22 protein-coding genes and 5 pseudogenes are annotated in these 16,853 nt (G+C 67.6%); 15 read left to right on the top strand and 12 right to left on the bottom strand.

The window, feature by feature from the left end; all coding sequences use genetic code 11:
- Positions 1-114: 114 nt before the first annotated feature.
- The 3 genes and pseudogenes from mshB (at position 115) to GNX96_RS28095 (ending at position 1,908) form a co-directional block, all read left to right on the top strand.
- A pseudogene (gene mshB / locus GNX96_RS28105) lies at positions 115-968 on the top strand (N-acetyl-1-D-myo-inositol-2-amino-2-deoxy-alpha-D-glucopyranoside deacetylase).
- 13 nt (positions 969-981) lie between these two features.
- Positions 982-1,407 (top strand): hypothetical protein, encoded by a 426-nt coding sequence (locus GNX96_RS28100; RefSeq protein WP_163570731.1) that lies wholly within the window; start codon positions 982-984, stop codon positions 1,405-1,407.
- A gap of 69 nt (positions 1,408-1,476) precedes the next feature.
- Positions 1,477-1,908: a hypothetical protein gene (locus tag GNX96_RS28095; RefSeq protein ID WP_163570729.1), complete on the top strand. Its 432-nt coding sequence runs from the start codon at positions 1,477-1,479 to the stop codon at positions 1,906-1,908.
- A 71-nt stretch (positions 1,909-1,979) separates the two neighbouring features.
- Here GNX96_RS28095 and GNX96_RS28090 read toward each other — a convergent pair whose 3' ends face one another.
- Positions 1,980-2,810, bottom strand: coding sequence for a GNAT family N-acetyltransferase (locus GNX96_RS28090; RefSeq protein ID WP_452124492.1), 831 nt, complete (start codon positions 2,808-2,810; stop codon positions 1,980-1,982).
- A 211-nt stretch (positions 2,811-3,021) separates the two neighbouring features.
- Here GNX96_RS28090 and fdxA point away from each other — a divergent pair, with 211 nt between their 5' ends.
- From fdxA to GNX96_RS28055, 6 genes and pseudogenes are all read left to right on the top strand, one after another.
- Entirely contained in the window at positions 3,022-3,342 is a 321-nt protein-coding gene (gene fdxA / locus GNX96_RS28080) for a ferredoxin (protein ID WP_163570721.1), read from the top strand.
- Positions 3,305-4,443: pseudogene (gene dapC, locus GNX96_RS28075) on the top strand (succinyldiaminopimelate transaminase). The gene fdxA and the pseudogene dapC overlap by 38 nt, the downstream one beginning before the upstream one ends.
- A gap of 175 nt (positions 4,444-4,618) precedes the next feature.
- Positions 4,619-4,897, top strand: coding sequence for a GlsB/YeaQ/YmgE family stress response membrane protein (locus GNX96_RS28070; RefSeq protein ID WP_163570718.1), 279 nt, complete (start codon positions 4,619-4,621; stop codon positions 4,895-4,897).
- A 121-nt stretch (positions 4,898-5,018) separates the two neighbouring features.
- Entirely contained in the window at positions 5,019-5,495 is a 477-nt protein-coding gene (locus GNX96_RS28065) for a DUF397 domain-containing protein (protein ID WP_279581680.1), read from the top strand.
- A gap of 134 nt (positions 5,496-5,629) precedes the next feature.
- Positions 5,630-6,217 carry an AAA family ATPase gene (locus GNX96_RS28060; RefSeq protein WP_279581679.1) on the top strand — a complete coding sequence of 196 codons (588 nt, stop codon included), beginning with the start codon at positions 5,630-5,632 and terminating at the stop codon, positions 6,215-6,217.
- 514 nt (positions 6,218-6,731) lie between these two features.
- The gene (locus GNX96_RS28055) at positions 6,732-7,148 is read left to right on the top strand and encodes a GNAT family N-acetyltransferase (protein WP_163570712.1); all 417 of its coding nucleotides are present in this window, start codon (positions 6,732-6,734) and stop codon (positions 7,146-7,148) included.
- 292 nt (positions 7,149-7,440) lie between these two features.
- Here the strand turns inward: GNX96_RS28055 and GNX96_RS65045 are convergent.
- The 3 genes and pseudogenes from GNX96_RS65045 to GNX96_RS28045 form a co-directional block, all read right to left on the bottom strand.
- Positions 7,441-7,737 (bottom strand): annotated as a pseudogene (locus tag GNX96_RS65045) (beta-eliminating lyase-related protein); the annotation flags it as partial.
- Positions 7,738-7,876: 139 nt separating this feature from the next.
- Positions 7,877-8,164 (bottom strand): annotated as a pseudogene (locus tag GNX96_RS65040) (beta-eliminating lyase-related protein); the annotation flags it as partial.
- A 92-nt stretch (positions 8,165-8,256) separates the two neighbouring features.
- Positions 8,257-8,589: a hypothetical protein gene (locus GNX96_RS28045; protein WP_163570707.1), complete on the bottom strand. Its 333-nt coding sequence runs from the start codon at positions 8,587-8,589 to the stop codon at positions 8,257-8,259.
- On the opposite strand from GNX96_RS28045, the gene GNX96_RS28040 reads away from it, so the two are divergent.
- Positions 8,582-8,818 carry a hypothetical protein gene (locus tag GNX96_RS28040; protein ID WP_163570705.1) on the top strand — a complete coding sequence of 79 codons (237 nt, stop codon included), beginning with the start codon at positions 8,582-8,584 and terminating at the stop codon, positions 8,816-8,818. The genes GNX96_RS28045 and GNX96_RS28040 overlap by 8 nt on opposite strands.
- A gap of 172 nt (positions 8,819-8,990) precedes the next feature.
- Here the strand turns inward: GNX96_RS28040 and dapD are convergent.
- The 5 genes and pseudogenes from dapD to GNX96_RS28015 all read right to left on the bottom strand — a co-directional run bounded on the left by dapD (position 8,991) and on the right by GNX96_RS28015 (position 13,298).
- Positions 8,991-9,993, bottom strand: a pseudogene (gene dapD / locus GNX96_RS28035) (2,3,4,5-tetrahydropyridine-2,6-dicarboxylate N-succinyltransferase).
- A gap of 35 nt (positions 9,994-10,028) precedes the next feature.
- The gene (locus tag GNX96_RS28030) at positions 10,029-10,763 is read right to left on the bottom strand and encodes a hypothetical protein (RefSeq protein WP_163570702.1); all 735 of its coding nucleotides are present in this window, start codon (positions 10,761-10,763) and stop codon (positions 10,029-10,031) included.
- Complete coding sequence (locus GNX96_RS28025; protein ID WP_163570699.1) at positions 10,760-11,347, bottom strand: RNA polymerase sigma factor; 588 nt, start codon at positions 11,345-11,347, stop codon at positions 10,760-10,762. The genes GNX96_RS28030 and GNX96_RS28025 overlap by 4 nt, the downstream gene beginning before the upstream one ends.
- Positions 11,348-11,418: 71 nt before the next feature.
- Positions 11,419-12,072 (bottom strand): response regulator, encoded by a 654-nt coding sequence (locus tag GNX96_RS28020; RefSeq protein WP_163570698.1) that lies wholly within the window; start codon positions 12,070-12,072, stop codon positions 11,419-11,421.
- Complete coding sequence (locus GNX96_RS28015) at positions 12,045-13,298, bottom strand: sensor histidine kinase (protein ID WP_279581678.1); 1,254 nt, start codon at positions 13,296-13,298, stop codon at positions 12,045-12,047. The genes GNX96_RS28020 and GNX96_RS28015 overlap by 28 nt, the downstream gene beginning before the upstream one ends.
- A gap of 177 nt (positions 13,299-13,475) precedes the next feature.
- Here GNX96_RS28015 and GNX96_RS28010 point away from each other — a divergent pair, with 177 nt between their 5' ends.
- Positions 13,476-14,090 (top strand): class I SAM-dependent methyltransferase, encoded by a 615-nt coding sequence (locus GNX96_RS28010; protein ID WP_163570695.1) that lies wholly within the window; start codon positions 13,476-13,478, stop codon positions 14,088-14,090.
- Here GNX96_RS28010 and GNX96_RS28005 read toward each other — a convergent pair.
- Positions 14,060-14,236 (bottom strand): hypothetical protein, encoded by a 177-nt coding sequence (locus GNX96_RS28005; RefSeq protein WP_163570692.1) that lies wholly within the window; start codon positions 14,234-14,236, stop codon positions 14,060-14,062. The genes GNX96_RS28010 and GNX96_RS28005 overlap by 31 nt on opposite strands.
- Positions 14,237-14,264: 28 nt before the next feature.
- Here GNX96_RS28005 and GNX96_RS28000 point away from each other — a divergent pair, with 28 nt between their 5' ends.
- Positions 14,265-14,738 (top strand): DedA family protein, encoded by a 474-nt coding sequence (locus GNX96_RS28000; protein WP_163570689.1) that lies wholly within the window; start codon positions 14,265-14,267, stop codon positions 14,736-14,738.
- A gap of 25 nt (positions 14,739-14,763) precedes the next feature.
- On the opposite strand, the gene GNX96_RS27995 is transcribed toward GNX96_RS28000, so the two are convergent.
- The gene (locus GNX96_RS27995) at positions 14,764-15,363 is read right to left on the bottom strand and encodes a TetR/AcrR family transcriptional regulator (RefSeq protein WP_279581677.1); all 600 of its coding nucleotides are present in this window, start codon (positions 15,361-15,363) and stop codon (positions 14,764-14,766) included.
- A gap of 11 nt (positions 15,364-15,374) precedes the next feature.
- Positions 15,375-15,827 carry a FoF1 ATP synthase subunit A gene (locus GNX96_RS27990; protein ID WP_279581676.1) on the bottom strand — a complete coding sequence of 151 codons (453 nt, stop codon included), beginning with the start codon at positions 15,825-15,827 and terminating at the stop codon, positions 15,375-15,377.
- Between GNX96_RS27990 and GNX96_RS27985 the strand changes: the two genes are divergently transcribed.
- From GNX96_RS27985 to GNX96_RS55745, 3 genes are all read left to right on the top strand, one after another.
- Positions 15,796-16,119: a hypothetical protein gene (locus GNX96_RS27985; RefSeq protein WP_163570686.1), complete on the top strand. Its 324-nt coding sequence runs from the start codon at positions 15,796-15,798 to the stop codon at positions 16,117-16,119. The genes GNX96_RS27990 and GNX96_RS27985 overlap by 32 nt on opposite strands.
- A gap of 150 nt (positions 16,120-16,269) precedes the next feature.
- Positions 16,270-16,560, top strand: a complete 291-nt coding sequence (locus GNX96_RS27980; RefSeq protein ID WP_279581675.1) for a hypothetical protein — start codon at positions 16,270-16,272, stop codon at positions 16,558-16,560.
- A 97-nt stretch (positions 16,561-16,657) separates the two neighbouring features.
- Positions 16,658-16,853 (top strand): hypothetical protein (locus tag GNX96_RS55745; protein ID WP_279581674.1); only part of this gene is annotated, 196 nt, incomplete at its 3' end.

Raw genomic sequence — 16,853 nt, 5'->3', positions numbered from 1 at the left:
ACTTGAGTTCGGCTACGACCAAAGCCGATGTGCCCAGCACCGAGGCGGCTGGACTGTCGGTGCTGCGAAGTACGCTCGTCGGTATGAGTGAGTCATCAGCTCCCGGCCCGCCGCATGCTCCTCGTCCATGCGCACCCGGATGATGAGACGACCGGCAGCGGTCTGGTGATGACGAAATACGCCGCCGAGGGTGCGCGCGTGACCTTGGTGACCTGCACGCTCGGCGAGGAGGGCGAGATCAGGGTGCCTGAGCTCGCGCAGCTCGCCGCGGACCAGGCGGACCAGCTGGGCGGCTACCGGATCGGGGAGTTGGAGAAGGCCTGCGCCGCCTTCGGGGTGACCGATCACCGATTCCTCGGCGGCCTGGCCGGTTCCGCGACTCCGGCATGATCGACACCCCGGCCAACGACAATCCGCGCTGCTTCTGGAAAGCGGATGTGGACGCGACCGCCGCCGACTACCTGGTGCCCATCATCCGGGAGATCCGGCCGCAGGTCGTCATCACGTACGACGAGAACGGCTTCTACGGCCACCCGGACCACATCCAGGCCCACCGGGTCGCCATGCGCGCGGTCGAGCTCGCCGGCAAGGACTCCGGCGAGGGCGAGCCCTGGCAGGTCTCCAAGATCTACTGGGTCGCGGTGCCCAAGAAAGAGATGTTCGAGGGTCTCCAGCACTTCGCGGACGCGGCCGACAACCCGTTCAAGGACATCAAGACCGTCGACGACCTCCCTTTCGGTACGCCGGACGAGCTGATCGCCGCCGCGATCGACGGCGAGAAGTATGTCCCGAACAAGCTCGCCGCCATGCGGGCGCACGCCAGTCAGATCGCCACCGACGACTGGCTGTTCAAGGTCGCCGAGATGGGTGGCCGGGCCACCGAACACTTCACTCTCGCGTACGGCGAGCGTGGCGAGACCGACGAGCGCGGTTGGGAGACCGACCTCTTCGCGGGGTTGGACGTTTAGTTACGCTCCGGGCGTGAAACGCCTCGCCAACCTCGTCATCGCGATCGTCGGTGGGGTGGTGGCGGTCGTCGCCGGCTTCGGCGCGGGCGTGGTCGAGGGTTTCCTCATTCCGCTGCGCGCCGGTGAGATGCGGGTGCCGATCGCCATCCTGGTGGCGATCGTGGCCAATGCCGGCATCGCGCTCTGGACCAGGTATGTCACCGGCAACAAGCTCGCGCCGGTCGCGCCGGCGATCTCGTGGTTCGCGGCGATCGCCCTGCTGGGCACCCAGACGAGCGCGGGCGACCTGGTCATCGTCGGCAACGACTGGGTCGCGCTGGCGACCGTCTTCGTCGGCGCGGTCGCCTTCGCGGTCGGACTGTTCATCGGTGCTCGGCCCGATCGGCCACAGATCGGAAAAGCTGAGGTCAAGTCTGCCGGTCTGGCTGACCGGCGGTGACCTGAGCGCCTAGGATCTGCGTACTTTCCACTGTCAGACTCGGCCGCACCGCCGGCCACGGAGGTACGCATGTCCCCAGCGCTGTCATCGCGGCTCATCCGGATCGGGATCGCCACGGTGATCATCGTGGTCGTCAACGTGATCGCCCGGGCGATCAGCCGGTTCGTGTTGCCGGCTTCGGTCGACGCGCTGACGCCGGCGTTGATCTCGCTGCTGGTCGCGGTGGTCGCCGCCGCGGTGATCGGCTTCTGGCTGGCGCGTCAGCAGCGGTTGCTGCCCACCGCCCTGGACCTGCTACTCGTCACCATGGTGTCCACGTTGCTGGTGGTCTTCGCCGCCGCGTACATCTCGGGCAAGCCGTCTTTTGACTTCACCGCCACCGGGCTGCAGCTCGCCCTGCACGCCGGCCTGCTCATCATCGGCTTCGCGGCCGGTGTGCTCGGTGCGATCGCCCCGGCCTCGACCCGGTCAGCCGCGCCTGGAAGGTGCAGTCCGAGGTGAAGCCGTCGGTGTCCCGCCGGCAGTCGCACACCCACCACAACGTTAAGCCGTCCAAGCCCACCAAGTCCTCGTCACGCTCTTAAGAGGGTGTCTGGGAACTGTGGCGGGCGATAGCCGAGCCCAGGCCCCGCCTGGCGGCACCGCCGGACCGAGCACATACAACACCGGTATGCACTCGATCCGGCGGCACCACCAGACAACACCTGGATCTCGACTCTCGACCCACCACAGTTCCCAGACACCCTCTTAGAGGGCGTCCAGACGCCAGTAGAAATACTCGTGGTGGACGGTGAAGCCGCAGCGTGCGTAGAGCGCCAAGGCCGTCGCGTTTTTCCGTGCTCGACCTGCAGATACACACCCTCGGCGTCGGTACGGGCGGCGGCTGACCTCAGCAGGTGGGTGGCCAACCCCTGCCGCCGGAACACCGGCGACACCTCGACGGCGGTCAGGTCCCCCAGCCAGCCCGACGCCGAGCTGGTACGGCAGATCCCGGCCACCGCACCGTCGATCCGCAGCGTCCCGAAGCGTACGTCCGCGCCGGCCACCAACACCGGCACCGCGCTGTCCGGCAAGTCCCCGCCGCGGTAGTGGTAGAGCGACAACCAGCCATCGTCCGGCGCGGCGGCCCACTCGATGGCGGGCAGGTCCGTACGCACCGCCTCCGCCACCGACGACACCGAAGCGGTCAACACCCGAGCCCCGTGTCCGCGTACGAAGCCGGCGTCCTCTAGCGGCCGCACCAGCTCGGCCCGTACGGGCAACGGCACCTGGAGCATCGCGGGCAGCCCTCGCTGCCCGTACCAACCGGCCACCGCCGTCAGCGCCTCGCCAACGGGCCGGCCGGGGGGGCCCAGTGGCAGCGCCGAGTTGGCCCGGCCGGTGAAGCCTCGGCCAGCTCGCAGCCGCCAGTCGCCCAGCCACCTGGTTTCCAGGCCCGGCCAGCCGCCCGCCGCGCCGCGACTCGTTCCAGCTCAAGGTCGTCCACCGCTGCTGTGTCCCATGCCACCATTAACCCCCGGACTACAAACATGCTCGGCCGAGCAGGATACTAAGCAGTAAGAACGCGATATCGCGTACGGTTTGTGTCGTAACCGCAGCGAGAGGACCGCATCCGTGACCTACGTCATCGCCGAGCCCTGCGTCGATGTGCTCGACAAGGCGTGCATTGAGGAATGCCCTGTCGACTGCATTTACGAGGGCGAGCGGATGCTTTACATCCACCCCGACGAGTGCGTCGACTGTGGAGCGTGTGAGCCGGTCTGCCCGGTCGAGGCCATCTTCTACGAGGACGATGTGCCGGACCAGTGGAAGGACTTCTACACCGCCAACGTGGAGTTCTTCTCCGAGCTGGGTTCGCCGGGTGGCGCCTCCAAGCTCGGCAAGATCGAGCGGGACCATCCGCTGGTCGCCGCGCTGCCGCCGCAGGGCGAGTAGGCGGGCGGGCCATCGAGCTCCCCCCGACTTTCCGTGGGACCGCCTCGCGCCAGCCAAGCGCACCGCGGCGGTCCACCCGGACGGACTGGTTGACCTCTCCATCGGTACGCCTGTCGACCCGACGCCTGTCGTCGTACAGCGGGCGCTAGCGGCGGCCGCGGACGCTCCCGGTTACCCGACCACCATCGGTTCGCCGGAGCTGCGTGCGGCGATGGCCGCCTGGTGCACCCAGCGGCTCGGTGCCGCGGTGGGCATCGATGGGGTGCTGCCCAGCATCGGTTCCAAGGAGCTGGTCGCCTGGCTGCCCACGCTGCTCGGCGTCGGCGCTGGTGACACGGTCGTCGTGCCGGAGTTGGCCTACCCCACTTATGACGTGGGCGTACGTCTCGCGGGCGCCGAGTTGGTACGTGCCGACAGCACGACGGCTCTTGGCCCCCGGTCGCCCGCCCTGGTCTGGATTAACTCGCCGTCCAACCCGACAGGTCGAGTGCTGCCGCCCGAGCACCTGGCCAAGGTGGTCGCGTGGGCCCGCGAGCGCGACGCGATCGTGGTGTCGGACGAGTGTTATATCGAGCTGGGTTGGGAAACAGAGCCGGTCAGCGTGCTGCACCCGGACGTGTGTCACGGCGACCACCACGGTGTCCTCGCAGTGCACTCGCTCTCCAAGCGCAGCAACCTCGCCGGCTACCGGGCCGGTTTCGTGGCCGGTGACCCGGCACTTATCAAGCGATTGCTAGAAGTCCGCAAGCATGCCGGCATGATCGTCCCCGCCCCCGTACAAGCCGCCATGGTCGCCGCCCTCGGCGACCAGGAGCACGTCGCTGAGCAGCGCGCGAACGTTATCGCCGGCGACGCGAGGTGCTGCGAGCGGCGATCGGCGCCGCCGGGTTCACCGTCGAGCAGTCCGACGCCGGCCTCTACCTGTGGGCGACTCGCGGCGACGACTGCTGGGCGGCCGTCGACTTCCTCGCCGAGCGCGGGATCCTGGTCGCGCCGGGCGAGTTCTACGGCCCAACGGGCGGCCGGCACGTACGCATCGCCCTCACCGCCACCGATGAGCGGGTCGACGCGGCCGCGGCCCGGCTGACCGCGCAGAAATAAGTCAGGTTCTCACCAAGGCCCGGTGAGCTGCGAATACTGTTCACCCAGGTGACCGACTGGTCAGTCAATCCCGGACGTACTACGCATAACGGGCCATCGCTCGAGGGGCGAGCCAACGCGGTAAGCGGTACAACTATCGCGAGGGCACATCGCCGGCTCGCAGAGGGGGCACGTCATGTGGACAATCATCACGACGATCATCGCCGGGGCGATCATCGGAGTTCTGGCACGGCTGGTCATGCCGGGTAGGCAGGCCATGCCGTGGTGGCTGACCGTCGTCGTCGGCGTGGTGGCAGTGCTGATCGGCTACTTCATCGCCGGACTCTTCCACGTTGCCAGCACGCCAGGTGTCGACTGGATCCGCTGGGGAATCTCGCTCGTCGTCTGCATCATCCTGGTCGGCCTGACGGCCGCGCTCTATCTCACACGAATCCGCGGTGGCTCTACCGCCTGACCGCTCGGCTTTGCCCTCGACGAACCATCGACTCAGTTGCTGGTTCGTCGGGGGCTTTTTCATGCTTGAAGGATGGATGCCTGGTACGCATTCATCGCCGCCGAGCCGGTAGATTTGTCCTGTGACCGAAGCAGAACCGCAGCCCGAGATCAAGATCCAGCCGGACCTGACGAACGCCGTCTGGCAGAGCGCCGAAGGCGACGACGCCGACCCCGACCAGAGCCGCGTGGAGATCGCGTTCGTCGAGGACAAGATCTGCATGCGCAACGGCGCAGAGCCGGACGGTCCGGTGCTGACCTTCACTCAGGCCGAGTGGGACGCCTTCGTGTTGGGCGCCAAGGACGGCGAGTTCGACCTCGACGAGGACGGCAACCTCCCACCCCTGCCCCCACAAAAAAGTCCGCCGACCCCCCGCCTCTTGACCCTGCCAAACCTGCCAGTCGCGGGAGGTAATCCTGGGAGACCAGGACGAAGCCGAGGCCGACCCCTGCTGAGTCTGTCGCGTACGTCGACGCGTCCCTCCGGGCCTAAGGTTTGGAACCTGCCCCCGAGGCGGTCGCTGACGGCGAGGCGCTGGTGCGTTAGAGTCGGTCGGTAGGCCGTTTGGTGCGGCCGCCGCTGTTGAGGGTTCCTCCAGCGTAAATCCCAATTCTGTCCGCTCCCGCAATGTCGGGTCCACAGTGCTGGGTGCACGACGCTGGGCGGCGGGCGGCCTCGCCGAACGGATGTGCCTTGATCGACAAAACAGCTGACGTAGCAACGAAAGACCCGGATCGGTTGGTGGTCGTCACCGGCGGGCCGGGGGCTGGGAAGACGACGTTGATCGAGGCGTTGGGCCGGCGAGGCTTTGGCATCACCGAGGAGGCCGGGCGGGCGATTATCCGGGAGCAGGTGGCGATCGGCGGCCTGGCATTGCCGTGGGACGACACCGCACTGTTCGCCGAAATCATGCTGACCTGGGAGTTGCGGTCATATCGTGGCGCTGAGCGCGATCCGGCCCGGATCGTGTTCTTCGATCGCGGGGTGCCGGATCTCGCCGGATATCTGCGCCTCCTGCGGCGTCCGGTTCCGGCCCATTTCGAGGCCGCCATCAGGAAATTCCGGTACCACCGGAAAGTCTTCGTCGCGCCACCCTGGGCGGCGATCTACGCCCAGGACTCCGAGCGTAAGCAGACTTTCGCAGAAGCTCAGCGGACGTACGAAGCGATCATTGGTGCGTACGCGGATCATGGCTACGATCTTGTTGAGCTGCCACTGGTCCCGGTCGGGGAAAGAGCTGACTTCGTCTTGACGCACCTCGCGGCCGCGTGGCCGTCATGACGGCGACGCGACTCCGCCAAGGTGGGCAGCCAGTTTTGGGGCGATCCACGGCCGAATCTTCGGCAAGGTTTACCCGTGGGCCGGGCAGGTTCGTACGATCGAGATTGCCAAGGGCAGCACGCAGTTCATGCCGCACACGATGATCCCGCGGGCGGCCGACTATCTTTTCGGCCAGATCCGCGACCAGAATTTCCGCGTGAGATGGACCGCGACCAGTTTGTCGCGGACGCCTGTGCCCCAGCATGACCCAGGTCAGCGGCCGAGCGCTGACTGCGACAGGTACCACAACGCGAGGCGCGGACCGCGGGGCCCGAAGAAGTAGATAGCTGGCAGGGAGATCAGCCGGCAGGCCAGCGATAGAGTCGAGTTTGTCTTACGCACTTGCCGGCTGTGTCGTCGTCCCGACGGGGGGAGTGTCCGTTGTTGGTGGTTGAGTTGCGGCAGTGCCGGGCCGCGGATGTCGAGCTGTGTGGAGAAATATCATCCCGGTCCCGGACGGACCAAGGTGAACGAGATGCGGTTTGGCCGTCAGGAGCAGGGCGTCGGCACGTTTCTGGTCGCCTGGTTGGACGACGTTCCGACCGGCTCCGGCGAGATTCGGTGGGAGGGCTGTGAAGCGCCGGAGGTCCTGCGGCGTTTTCCGGACTGCCCTGAAATCAACGGCCTGACCATCTGGCCGGCCGAGCACCGGTCGCAGGGCATCGGCAGCCAGTTCATCCGGGCCGCCGAGGCTCTCGCCGTCGAGCGCGGTTTCGACCGGATCGGCCTCGGGGTGGATGACGACAATCCAGCCGCCGCCGCGCTCTATCTTCGGATCGGCTACCAGGACGTGGACTGCCGGTATTTGGACCGATACCACTACCTTGACGACGACGGGGTCCGGCACGAGGTCGCCGATCCGGCCCGCTTCCTGGTGAAACACCTGGGCTAGCTGGCGCGGTCGACGAGTTCTTGGAGGGTGTCGGCGATTTCGCCGGGTTTCCAGCCCAGGGTCGCCTCGCCGACGCTGATCTCGGTTTTCGACCAGCCGGGGACCACCGTCGGACCCCACCAGAAGGTGGTGGTCTTCTTCTCTCTCTGCGCGTACGCGACGGTGGCTTCGTCCAGGCGATCGGAATCGGCGTCGACGTAGACGGCGAAGCCGTTGGTGTGTGTGGGACGGGATTCGGGTTGACGCGTACGCGCGGAAGTTCGGCGAGGCGGGCAGCCAGTTTTTGGGCGTACGAGACATAAGTCGGCACCCGCGGCAGGTATTCGTCGAGTCCGCGCAGTGCGCCCAACACGGCTGGATATTGTGCGAACAGCGTTCCGCCGTGGCGGCGCTGCCAACGGCGAGCCTGGGCGACAAAGGATGCCGGACCGACCAGGGCGGAGCCGGACATCGCGCCGAGGACTTTGTAGAACGACACGTAAACGCTGTCGGCGAGTCCGGCGATCTCGGCCAGCGAATGGCCCAGGTGTGCCGTGCTTTCCCACAATCTGGCACCGTCGACATGCAGACGCGCACCACGTTCTCCCACCGCCGCCGCGAAACCCGACAACTCGTCCCAGGTCGGCAGCTGGAAATCGGCCTCCCGCAACGGAAGCTCGACCACCACGCTGCCCAGCGGCTCCGCGACCGCGGCCAGGTCGTCGAGGGTGGGTTGGCGCGGTGCGTCGGGTGAGAAAGCGCGGCCGGAGCCGGTGCAGTTCCCAGACCGCGCCGAGTTCGTGGACTTCCAGGTGGGTCAGCGGGTGCAGCCCGACCGTGTCACGGCCGGCCTGCTCCGCCCAGATCCGCAGCGCGATCTGCTGGGCCATGGTCCCGCTGGGCAGGAAAACCGCAGCCTCAGTGCCGAAAAGGTCGGCCAGCCGGCCCTCCAGCTCCTCGATCAGCTCGCCGGTGCCGTACGAGTCACGATCCCGCCCCCGCGCCCGGCTGGCAAGATCCGTCAGCTGGTCCGCCATCACGGTCGGCCCGTGCATCTGCAGGAACCGCTCGCTGGCCCGCCGAACCTCGTCCCGCCGCTGCCGAGTCACCATGGGCCGACACTAGTGTCCTAGGAGCCGACCTTTTCCAGGATTTTGCTGGCGAGCGCCTTCTGGGTCGGGATGAGGGTCTCGTCGTCGGACGGGCTGCTGTCCTTGCTGAAGCTGACCACGATCTCCAGCGTGCCGTGCAGCACGTGCAGTTCGTTGTTGGCCTTGATGAAATACGCCTGGTCGCCGATGCCGTCGACGGTCGTCGCCGCGCCGGGAGGGGAGAACTCCGCCTTGGTGGTGTGCTGGACACCGAGCAGCAGATGGCCGCCCTTGAGGCCCCACGCGCACTCCCGCTGCGAGTCGCCGTCCTTGTACGGCTGGGCGCCATTGCCGTTGCCGTCCGTGTCCACCGGCAGGGTGGTCAGCGAGGTGATGTCGGCGTCCGTGATGCCGTCGCACGGGTTGGGCAGCGGCGCGGACGCGGGTACCTGCGCGTTGGTGGCCGGGGCACTGGTGGCCGGCGCGGCCGTGACGCCCTTGGTCGGGCCGCAGCCGGCGATCGCCAGTGCGACCGCGCCGGCCAGCAGCGCGTGGTCGCGCCGGCGGTGGCCAGTCGACCGCGGTGGGCAGTCAGCATGAAATCTCCCTCATAGAGTGACCGAGAAATGCGAGGCTACCTGTCCGGTATTGCCCAGGCCTGTTGTGTTGACGCGGCCCGCGGGATCCAAAGTAGACAGGCGCAGCCAAAATCCGCATATCGCGGCCACTAAGGGAAAAATTCTCTATCCCTAACGTCGGCCCGTTCGGGCAGTTAGTTCGCGTGCAGGTCCTCGTTCAGTGCGATGCCTTCGCTGGTACGACTGCGGGCCTCGATCGCACCGGACTGCGAGTTCCGCCAGAACTGCAGACCCGAAACACCGGAAAGCTCGCGCGCTTTCACCACTCGGCCATCGGTCAGCAGGACTTTGGTGCCAGCGGTGATATAACAGCCGGCCTCGACGACGCAGTCGTCTCCCAGGGAAATGCCGATGCCGGCATTCGCGCCCAGCAGGCAGCGCTCGCCGACCCGTACGATTTCGGTGCCACCGCCGGAAAGTGTACCCATGATCGACGATCCGCCGCCGATGTCCGAGCCGTCGCCGACCACCACGCCAGCGGAAATGCGGCCTTCTACCATGGCGGCGCCAAGGGTGCCCCCGCGTTGTAGTTGACGAATCCCTCGTGCATAACAGTGGTGCCGTCAGCCAAATGCGCGCCCAGCCGCACTCGGTCGGCATCGGCGATCCGTACGCCGGAAGGCACCACGTAATCGGTCATGCGGGGGAATTTGTCGACGCCATAAACCTGCACCGCGATGCCTGCGGCCCGCAGCCGCAGCCGGGTCGTCTCGAATTTTTCCACCGCACACGGACCAATGCTCGTCCAGACCACAGTGGACAGCACGGTGAAGATCTTTTCCATCGACAATTCGCGTGGCGCGACCAACCGGTGCGAGAGCAGGTGCAGCCGCAGATAGGCGTCGTACGCGTCGGCCGGTGGGTTGGCGAGGTCCCGGACGTGGGTGACGACCAGGTCGCGGTGCACCCCGCGGCGCGGATCGGAGCCGAGCAGGTCGCCGGAGACGCCGAGCATCGCCTCGCCCTGCTCGTCGTCCAGCGCCACCGTGCCGCCGTCGCCGATGCCCAGCTGCTGCACCGGTTGGGGTCCACCACCATGGAGGGGCTCGGATACCAGGTGTCGAGCACGGTCCCGGAGTTGGTCACGGTCGCGATGCCGATGCCCCAGGCACTGGCCGGAGATTCGCTCGAGGTCATACCCGTGAGCGTACGAGACCGCCCGCCACCTTCGGTCACCGCGCCATGTCCGCATGCCCGCATGCGTGCGTCCAAAGCACGCATGCGGGCATGCGGACAACGCGGCCGTACCGAGAGAGGGAACGGGCTACTTGAGCGGTGTGCTGCCGGATCCGTTGCCGTCGACGCGGACGGCGCCGCCGCCGGCGCCGGACTGTCCCGGGTGGCGGGACCTTGATGTCGACCACGTGACACACCCCGACCGGGCCTTGGGCGATTCCCAGACCGATTCCGGAAACGTCGGCCGGCTTGCCGTTCGGGCCAGGAGCCACCCCGCCCTCGGTGGAGATCACCAGCGTCTGGCCCTTTCCAAGCTGATACCGGCCGATGGTGAAGGTGACGTGGTCTTGATCTATCCGCATGCTGGTGTACATCGAGCCGCTGGGAGCTGGCCGATACCAGTCGTCCGAGCATTTCTTGCCCAGCGGCAGATACTTCGCGACCGTCGGGACGCCAGCGGCGATCAGCTGGCGCTGCAGACCCTCGGCGTCACTGAGTTTGTTGATCGTGACACTTACTGAGCCGTCATTGTTTTTGTCCACAGCGAAAGCTGGCGTCGCGGTGGTTTCGATGACGGCGACCGCGCCGACCGCGATCAGTGCGGCGGCGACCCCCCCGCCGACGACCAGTCGCGGCTTCCAGCCGAACCGGCGAGCCGGACCGGGGGTGGCGTTTTCGGCGACGATCTGACGCAGCTCGGTGAGCAGCCGTTCCTCGTACGTGTTCTTCATGACGATGCCTCCGACAGGATGGTGAGCTGTTCGGCGGTGGCGGGGGAGAGCCGTTCTTTGAGCGTTTGGCGGGCGCGGTGCAGTCGTACGCGCGCGGTCACTGGTCTTATGCCCAGGGCTTTCGCGGCTTCTTGTACGGCCAGACCGTCCAGTGCGACGAGCTCGAGCACGGCGCGTTCGGCTTCGGACAGCTCATCCATCGCGCGGTATAGCGCGCGTGTCCGTGCCTCGGCGTCGATGCGCTCCTCGAGTCGTACGAGGTCGTCGCCGTCGACCAGGGCTCGCCCGGCGACCCGGTTCCCGGCCCGCAACGCGCGGGCGGACCGGCGCCGTTCGGCGGCCATGACATTGCGGGCCACCCCATAAAGCCACCCGATCGGCTGGCCGCGGCTCGCGCGGTAAGTACGCGCCGAGTCGATGGCGGCCAGGAACACCTCCGCTGTCAGGTCGGCGGCGAGGTACGGGTCCTCGACGCGGCGGGCGACGAACCGCTGGATCGCCTCGACATGAGCGCGGTAGAAGGCTTCGAACGCGTCGGGATCGTGACCGATCCGGCTCACGTCCGGATCCGGTGGCTGACTCAAATGCTTTCCCCTTTCCCCTCCTTCTTACGTCCCCTCTTGGCTCGGCTGTTCGTACGCGTTACAGCTGGGCATTAGCGGGGGTCGGCTTGGAGGAAGGCGAGGACGGCCATCACCCGGCGGTTGTCGTCTTCGGACTGAGCGAGGCCGAGTTTGCCGAAAATATTGTTGATGTGCTTGCCGATGGCCTTCTCGGTGACGAAAAGGCGGCCGGCGATGGCGGCGTTGGAGCGGCCTTCGGCCATCAGTTCGAGGACTTCGCGCTCACGTGGGGTGAGTTGGCCGATCGGGCGGTCGGCGCGGTGCCGGGACAGCAGCTGGGAGATGACCTCGGCGTCCATGGCGGTGCCGCCGGCGGCCACCCGGCGGACCGCGTCGACGAACTGGTCGACGTCGGCGATGCGGTCTTTGAGCAGATAGCCGACCCCGCCGGCGTTGTCCGAGAGCAGCTCGCGGGCGTATAGCTGCTCGACGTACTGGGACAGGATCAGCACCGGCAGGCCCGGTTGTTCGCGGCGGGCCGCGATGGCGACCCGCAGGCCCTCGTCGGTGAGGGTGGGCGGCAGTCGTACGTCCACCACGGCCACGTCCGGGCGGTGCTGGCGCAGGGCCTCGGCCAACCGGGGGCCGGTGTCGACGGCGTCGACCACGTCGAAGTCGTTCGCGGTCAGCAGCCGGATCAGCCCGTCCCGGAGCAGGCTCAGGTCTTCGGCGATGACGACGCGCAAGGCAGCTCCATGATGACCTCGGTAGGCCCGCCGACCGGGCTGACGACCTCCAGTCTGCCGTCGAAGGCGGCCAGCCGCCGTCCGATGCCCGCCAACCCGCCGGAGTCGTCGGTGCCGGCGGGTTGCAGCGCCGCGCCACCACGGCCGTCGTCGCCGATGACCAGCCGCAGGGCACCGTCGAGGTAGCGCAGCCGGATCCAGCCTCGGGTCGCGTCGCTGTGTTTGGCCAGGTTGGTGAGCGCCTCGGCGGCGGCGAAGTAGAGCGCCGACTCGACCGGCGGCTCTGGCCGGGCCGGAATGATGATGTCCAGCCGGATGGGCACTGGGCACAGTAGCGCGGCGGCCTCGATGGCGCCGGCGAGGCCGCGGTCGGCCAGTACCGGCGGGTGGATGCCGCGTACGAGTCCGCGCAGGTCAGCGAGTGCCTGCTGGGCGGACGCGCGGGACGCGGACACCAGCTGCTTCGCGATCGCCGGGTTCTCGTCGATCGCCTTTTCGGCGAGCCCCAGGTCCATCGCGAGCGCGACCAGCCGGGCCTGCGCGCCGTCGTGCAGGTCCCGTTCGATCCGGCGCAGCTCGACCGACTGGGCGTCCACCGCGTCCGCGCGGGACGCGAACAGCTGACTGACCCGCTCGGTCAGCTCGGTCCGGCTGGACGGTGACAGCAGCCAGCGGCTGAAGGCGCACTGGGCGGCGGTCAGCCACGGCAGCAACCACCAGGTCGCCGCCACCAGAGCGCTGATCAACACCAGCCCGAGCATGTCCTGGGCAGGCCCGTTCCCCATCGCCGAGTCGAAGATGCTGTACGCGCTGATGAGCAGAGCAAGCGGCACCAGGCCCAGAGCCAGTGCGACCAGGGGTTGCAGGGCGAGCCAGCCGATGTCCCGCCAGGTGGCTGGATCCAGGGCCGCCGCCCGCAGACTGGCGAACATCCCGCGATCGAGGCCGCCGACGTACGGGCTGGCCAGCGGTCGCCCGGACAGCTGACCGGCCCAGCGACGCTGCAGCCTGGTCAACCGGCGAATGCCGAGCAGCGCCTCGTACAGGATCGGCAGCCCGACGCCAGCGATCGCGGTGACCAGCCCGATACCCGCCATGAGCAGGAAGAACAGGCCAACGAAGCCGGTGAACAGGTTCAGCCCGAGCCCGGCGAGCGCCCTCCCGCCCTGCCGCAGGCCCAGCCGGGAACCCGGCCCGACCGCAGAAGCGGGCACCTGCTCGGTCACCGTTCACCTCCCTCCCGTCGATCATGGCCCGGTGACCCGAATCGGCACAGTGGGGCTAACCCCACCACGAAAGGTAGGGAATCGCGCCACCAGCAGATGGGGCAGCACGATGGCGCCGTACCTGTCCAAATCGGCACGGTTGACGCAGGGGATGTCACGGATTCCGAGGAGGGCTCGATGACGAGCACGATCAATAGACCGAAGCATGACTGGCGGGTGTTCGCGGCCGCGGCGCTGCGGGAGCCGTCCCAGATGGGTACGTTCTTTCCCACCGGCGAGGCGTCGTCCGCGGCGCTGGCGCAGGTCGTACCGGGCAGCGGCGACCCGGTGGTGGTCGAGCTCGGGCCGGGCACCGGCGCGGTCAGCGACGTGATTTCGCGCCGGCTGGGAGGTCGCGGCCGGCACGTGGCGGTCGAGATCGACCCGACCCTGGTGGCCCATTTGCGGACCGCCAAGCCGGACCTGGAAGTTCTCCTTGGTGATGCCGCTGACCTGGGCAAACTGCTGGCCGACGCGGGCGTGGGCGCGGTCGATGCGGTGGTGTCGGCGCTGCCTTGGACGCTGTTCCCGGCGGCACTGCAGACGCAGGTCGTACGGCAGATCGCCGGTGTCCTGAGCCCCGGCGGGGCGTTCAGCACCATCGCGTACCTGTCCGGGGTGATGATGCCGCGAGGCCAGCGTTTTCGCCGCCAGCTGCGGCACGCTTTCGACGAGGTCGTGGTGACCAGCACGGTCTGGCGCAACCTGCCGCCGGCGCTGACCTACGTCTGCCGGCGGCCGGTGGTCCGGTGACCGGCCTGGTCGGATTCCTCAGCTCGCTGCAGGGCCCGGTCCTGCTGCTGGTCGCCGGCCTGCTGCTGATTCCGGAGTCGGGTCTCGCGATCGGATTCTTCCTGCCTGGTACGACCCTGCTGTTCGCACTGGGGTTCTGCGCCCACGCCGGGATGGTGCCCCTGGCGGCGGCGCTTGCGGCGGCCGCGGTCGGCGCCGTACTCGGGCCGCAGGTGGGCTATTTCCGCGGCCGCCGGCGGCGAGCGGTGCCGTCCCGGTGGTTGGCGCGGGTGCCGGCCGGGATCAACCGAGCGGGTGCAGGGATATCTGGTCCGTCACCCGATGTTGTCCGTCGCCTGTGGACAGTGGCTGGTCAGCGCGCGGATGCTCACCCCGTGGCTGTCCGGCCGGTTGCTGCCCTGGCGCCGGTTCACCCTCGCCAACGTGCCGTCCGCGGTGCTGTGGGCGACCAGCCTGGTGACGCTCGGCTACCTGGTCGGCGTCGAGGTCACCCAGCGGCTGAACGTCGGCATGACCGTGGTCGGTGTCGTCGCTGTGGTCGCGGTGCTCGGGTTCGCGTTGGTACGAGCGCTCAAACCCGCAAACAGCGCCGGCTGCCGGCTCCCGTTCATCGTAAAAGCGCGGTCAGCGCCAGCCAGTGGTGGATGAGTTCCGCACTCGTACGCGGGACCGCTTAGGAACGAATGGCGTGGTCGAAGGTGGTGGCCAGTTCGCGGCCGTACGCGGTGAGGTCGAAGTCCGGGTTGAGCGTCAGCTCGGGGACCGCGCCATCGACGGCGGCCCGGATCGCGGTGGCCATCGCCTCCCGGTCGAAGCGGCGCAGGTCGCCGGACGCCTGGCCCTGGGCGAAAAGGTCGAGCAGCGCGGCCCGGCCTTGCGCGGCCTCGGGCCGACGCTGGTCGATCCGGGCGCCGGCCGCGGTGCGGTAGGTGAGGACGATGTCCCGGGACGCCCGTACGTGCACCGGATAGGCGGCGAAGAACTCGACGTTCGCCTCGATGAACGCCCGCACGATCGCTCGTACGCCGGTGAGACCTTTCAGACGCTCGCCGATGAACGCAGCGCCTAGCCGGTAGAAGTCGGCGATGACCTGCTCGACCAGGTCGTCCTTGTCGGCGAAGTGGTACGAGATCACCCCGCGACTGACGCCGGCCCGGCGGGCGATGGCGGCCAGCGAGGCGGCCGGGTAGCCGTTTTCGGCGATTTCCTCGACCGCGCACTGGACCATCTGGGCCCGCCGGGCCTGCTCGATGAACGTGCCGCGGTGTTGCACGGTTGCCGAAGCTACTCCTCGTCCAGTTGGAAGCCGAGATAGAGGATGATCAGCAGCGCGAAGATGACCGCCTGCAGGACCCCGACGAACAGGTCGAAGAGCTTCCAGAGGATCTCCGGCAGCCAGAACACGTAGATCGGCAGCAGCGCGATGATGCTGAGCATGATGCCGCCGGCGAACATGTTGCCGAACAGCCGCAGCGCCAGCGTGAAGGGGCGGGTCAGTTCCTCGAAGATCCAGATCGGTGCCATCCCCGGCTCGTGTCCTTTGGCGATGTCGACGGCCCAGCGCAGCACGCCTTTCTGTCTGATCGACACGACATGCACCACCACAACCGTGAACAGTCCGAGCGCGTAGGTCAGGTTCACGTCGGCGGTCGGGGCGGGCAGCAGGTGATTGGTCGGGATCACCTCCAGCCAGTTCGCCACCCAGATGAAGAAGAAGACGCTGACCGCTAGTGGCACGACGACCGGGGCCGTTTTGATGCCGATGTTCTCCCGGACCTGGTCCTATCTGGCCGACCACAGTCTCCCACAGCAACTGCGGCTTGGACGGCACGCCGCTGCGTGCCCGCCGGCCGATCAGCAGCCCGGACACGACGACGATCGCGCCGGCCACCAGCGTCGCGGCGATGGTGTCCAAGTTGAAGGTCATGCCCAGGAAGGTCGCCGTGACGTGCTTGCCGACCTCGATCATCCCTTTCACCTCCCGTTATACTGTCCGTACGAAAAATTGGCAGCATGGTATGAATTCTAGCAGGAGAGAATGTGTCAGACGTGTCCGCCATGATGAAATCGACCGCTAGACAAGGAGGCTTGGCATCATGGTGATCGCGAAGTTCATGGATCTCGTCGTCGATTCGGCGGATCCCGAGGTCATCGGGCAGTGCGGCGTGGTGCCGGCGATATGAGCCTCGCGAGTTTTCGTGCGCTGTGTCTGTACGCGACTGACGGTCGCGCGCTTGGCGAGTTCTGGGCGGCCGCGCTGCGCTTATGGGTCAACACCGCGGGGCTGCTGATCGGCCGGCGGGCACGCAGCGGCGTGCCGTCCAAGCCGCAGTTGCTGTGGGAGACTGTGGTCGGCCAGATCCAGGACCAGGTCCGGGAGAACATCGGCATCAAAACGGCCCCCGGTCGTCGTGCCACTAGCGGTCAGCGTCTTCTTCTTCATCTGGGTGGCGAAACTGGCTGGAGGTGATCCCGACCAATCACCTGCTGCCCGCCCCGACCGCCGACAACCGTGCCGTCCACAGTGACGGTGATCGGATGTACGGATTTCGGCACCTTCGGACACTATGAAGTCGTCCGGCGTCGCGTCTTATGTGATGCACGGCAGCGGCGGCAGCCGCGGTGCGGGCCCGAACCCGGCGTACGACCTTGACGCCCTTCGTTTTCTATGTACTGCGAGGGAAATCGAGTCCGATCGCAACGGCCTCGGGGCGGATTTCTCGTACGCTCCGAGACTGGGCTGGACTGCGATTTCGGGATCGT

Origin of the sequence: Fodinicola feengrottensis (genome assembly GCF_010993775.1) — a bacterium.
In the GTDB taxonomy this organism is placed as follows: domain Bacteria; phylum Actinomycetota; class Actinomycetes; order Mycobacteriales; family HKI-0501; genus Fodinicola; species Fodinicola feengrottensis.
Note: the sequence above shows the minus strand (reverse complement) of the source record. Positions and strands in the feature narration are given on the sequence as shown.

Coding starts and splice junctions, on each gene's coding strand:
- GNX96_RS27985 (WP_163570686.1), top strand. CDS start 15,796: ATGAAGAAGAAGACGCTGACCGCTAGTGGCACGACGACCGGGGCCGTT.
- GNX96_RS27980 (WP_279581675.1), top strand. CDS start 16,270: ATGAGCCTCGCGAGTTTTCGTGCGCTGTGTCTGTACGCGACTGACGGT.
- GNX96_RS28010 (WP_163570695.1), top strand. CDS start 13,476: ATGACGAGCACGATCAATAGACCGAAGCATGACTGGCGGGTGTTCGCG.
- GNX96_RS28095 (WP_163570729.1), top strand. CDS start 1,477: ATGTCCCCAGCGCTGTCATCGCGGCTCATCCGGATCGGGATCGCCACG.
- GNX96_RS28070 (WP_163570718.1), top strand. CDS start 4,619: ATGTGGACAATCATCACGACGATCATCGCCGGGGCGATCATCGGAGTT.
- GNX96_RS28030 (WP_163570702.1), bottom strand. CDS start 10,763: ATGAAGAACACGTACGAGGAACGGCTGCTCACCGAGCTGCGTCAGATC.
- GNX96_RS28055 (WP_163570712.1), top strand. CDS start 6,732: ATGCGGTTTGGCCGTCAGGAGCAGGGCGTCGGCACGTTTCTGGTCGCC.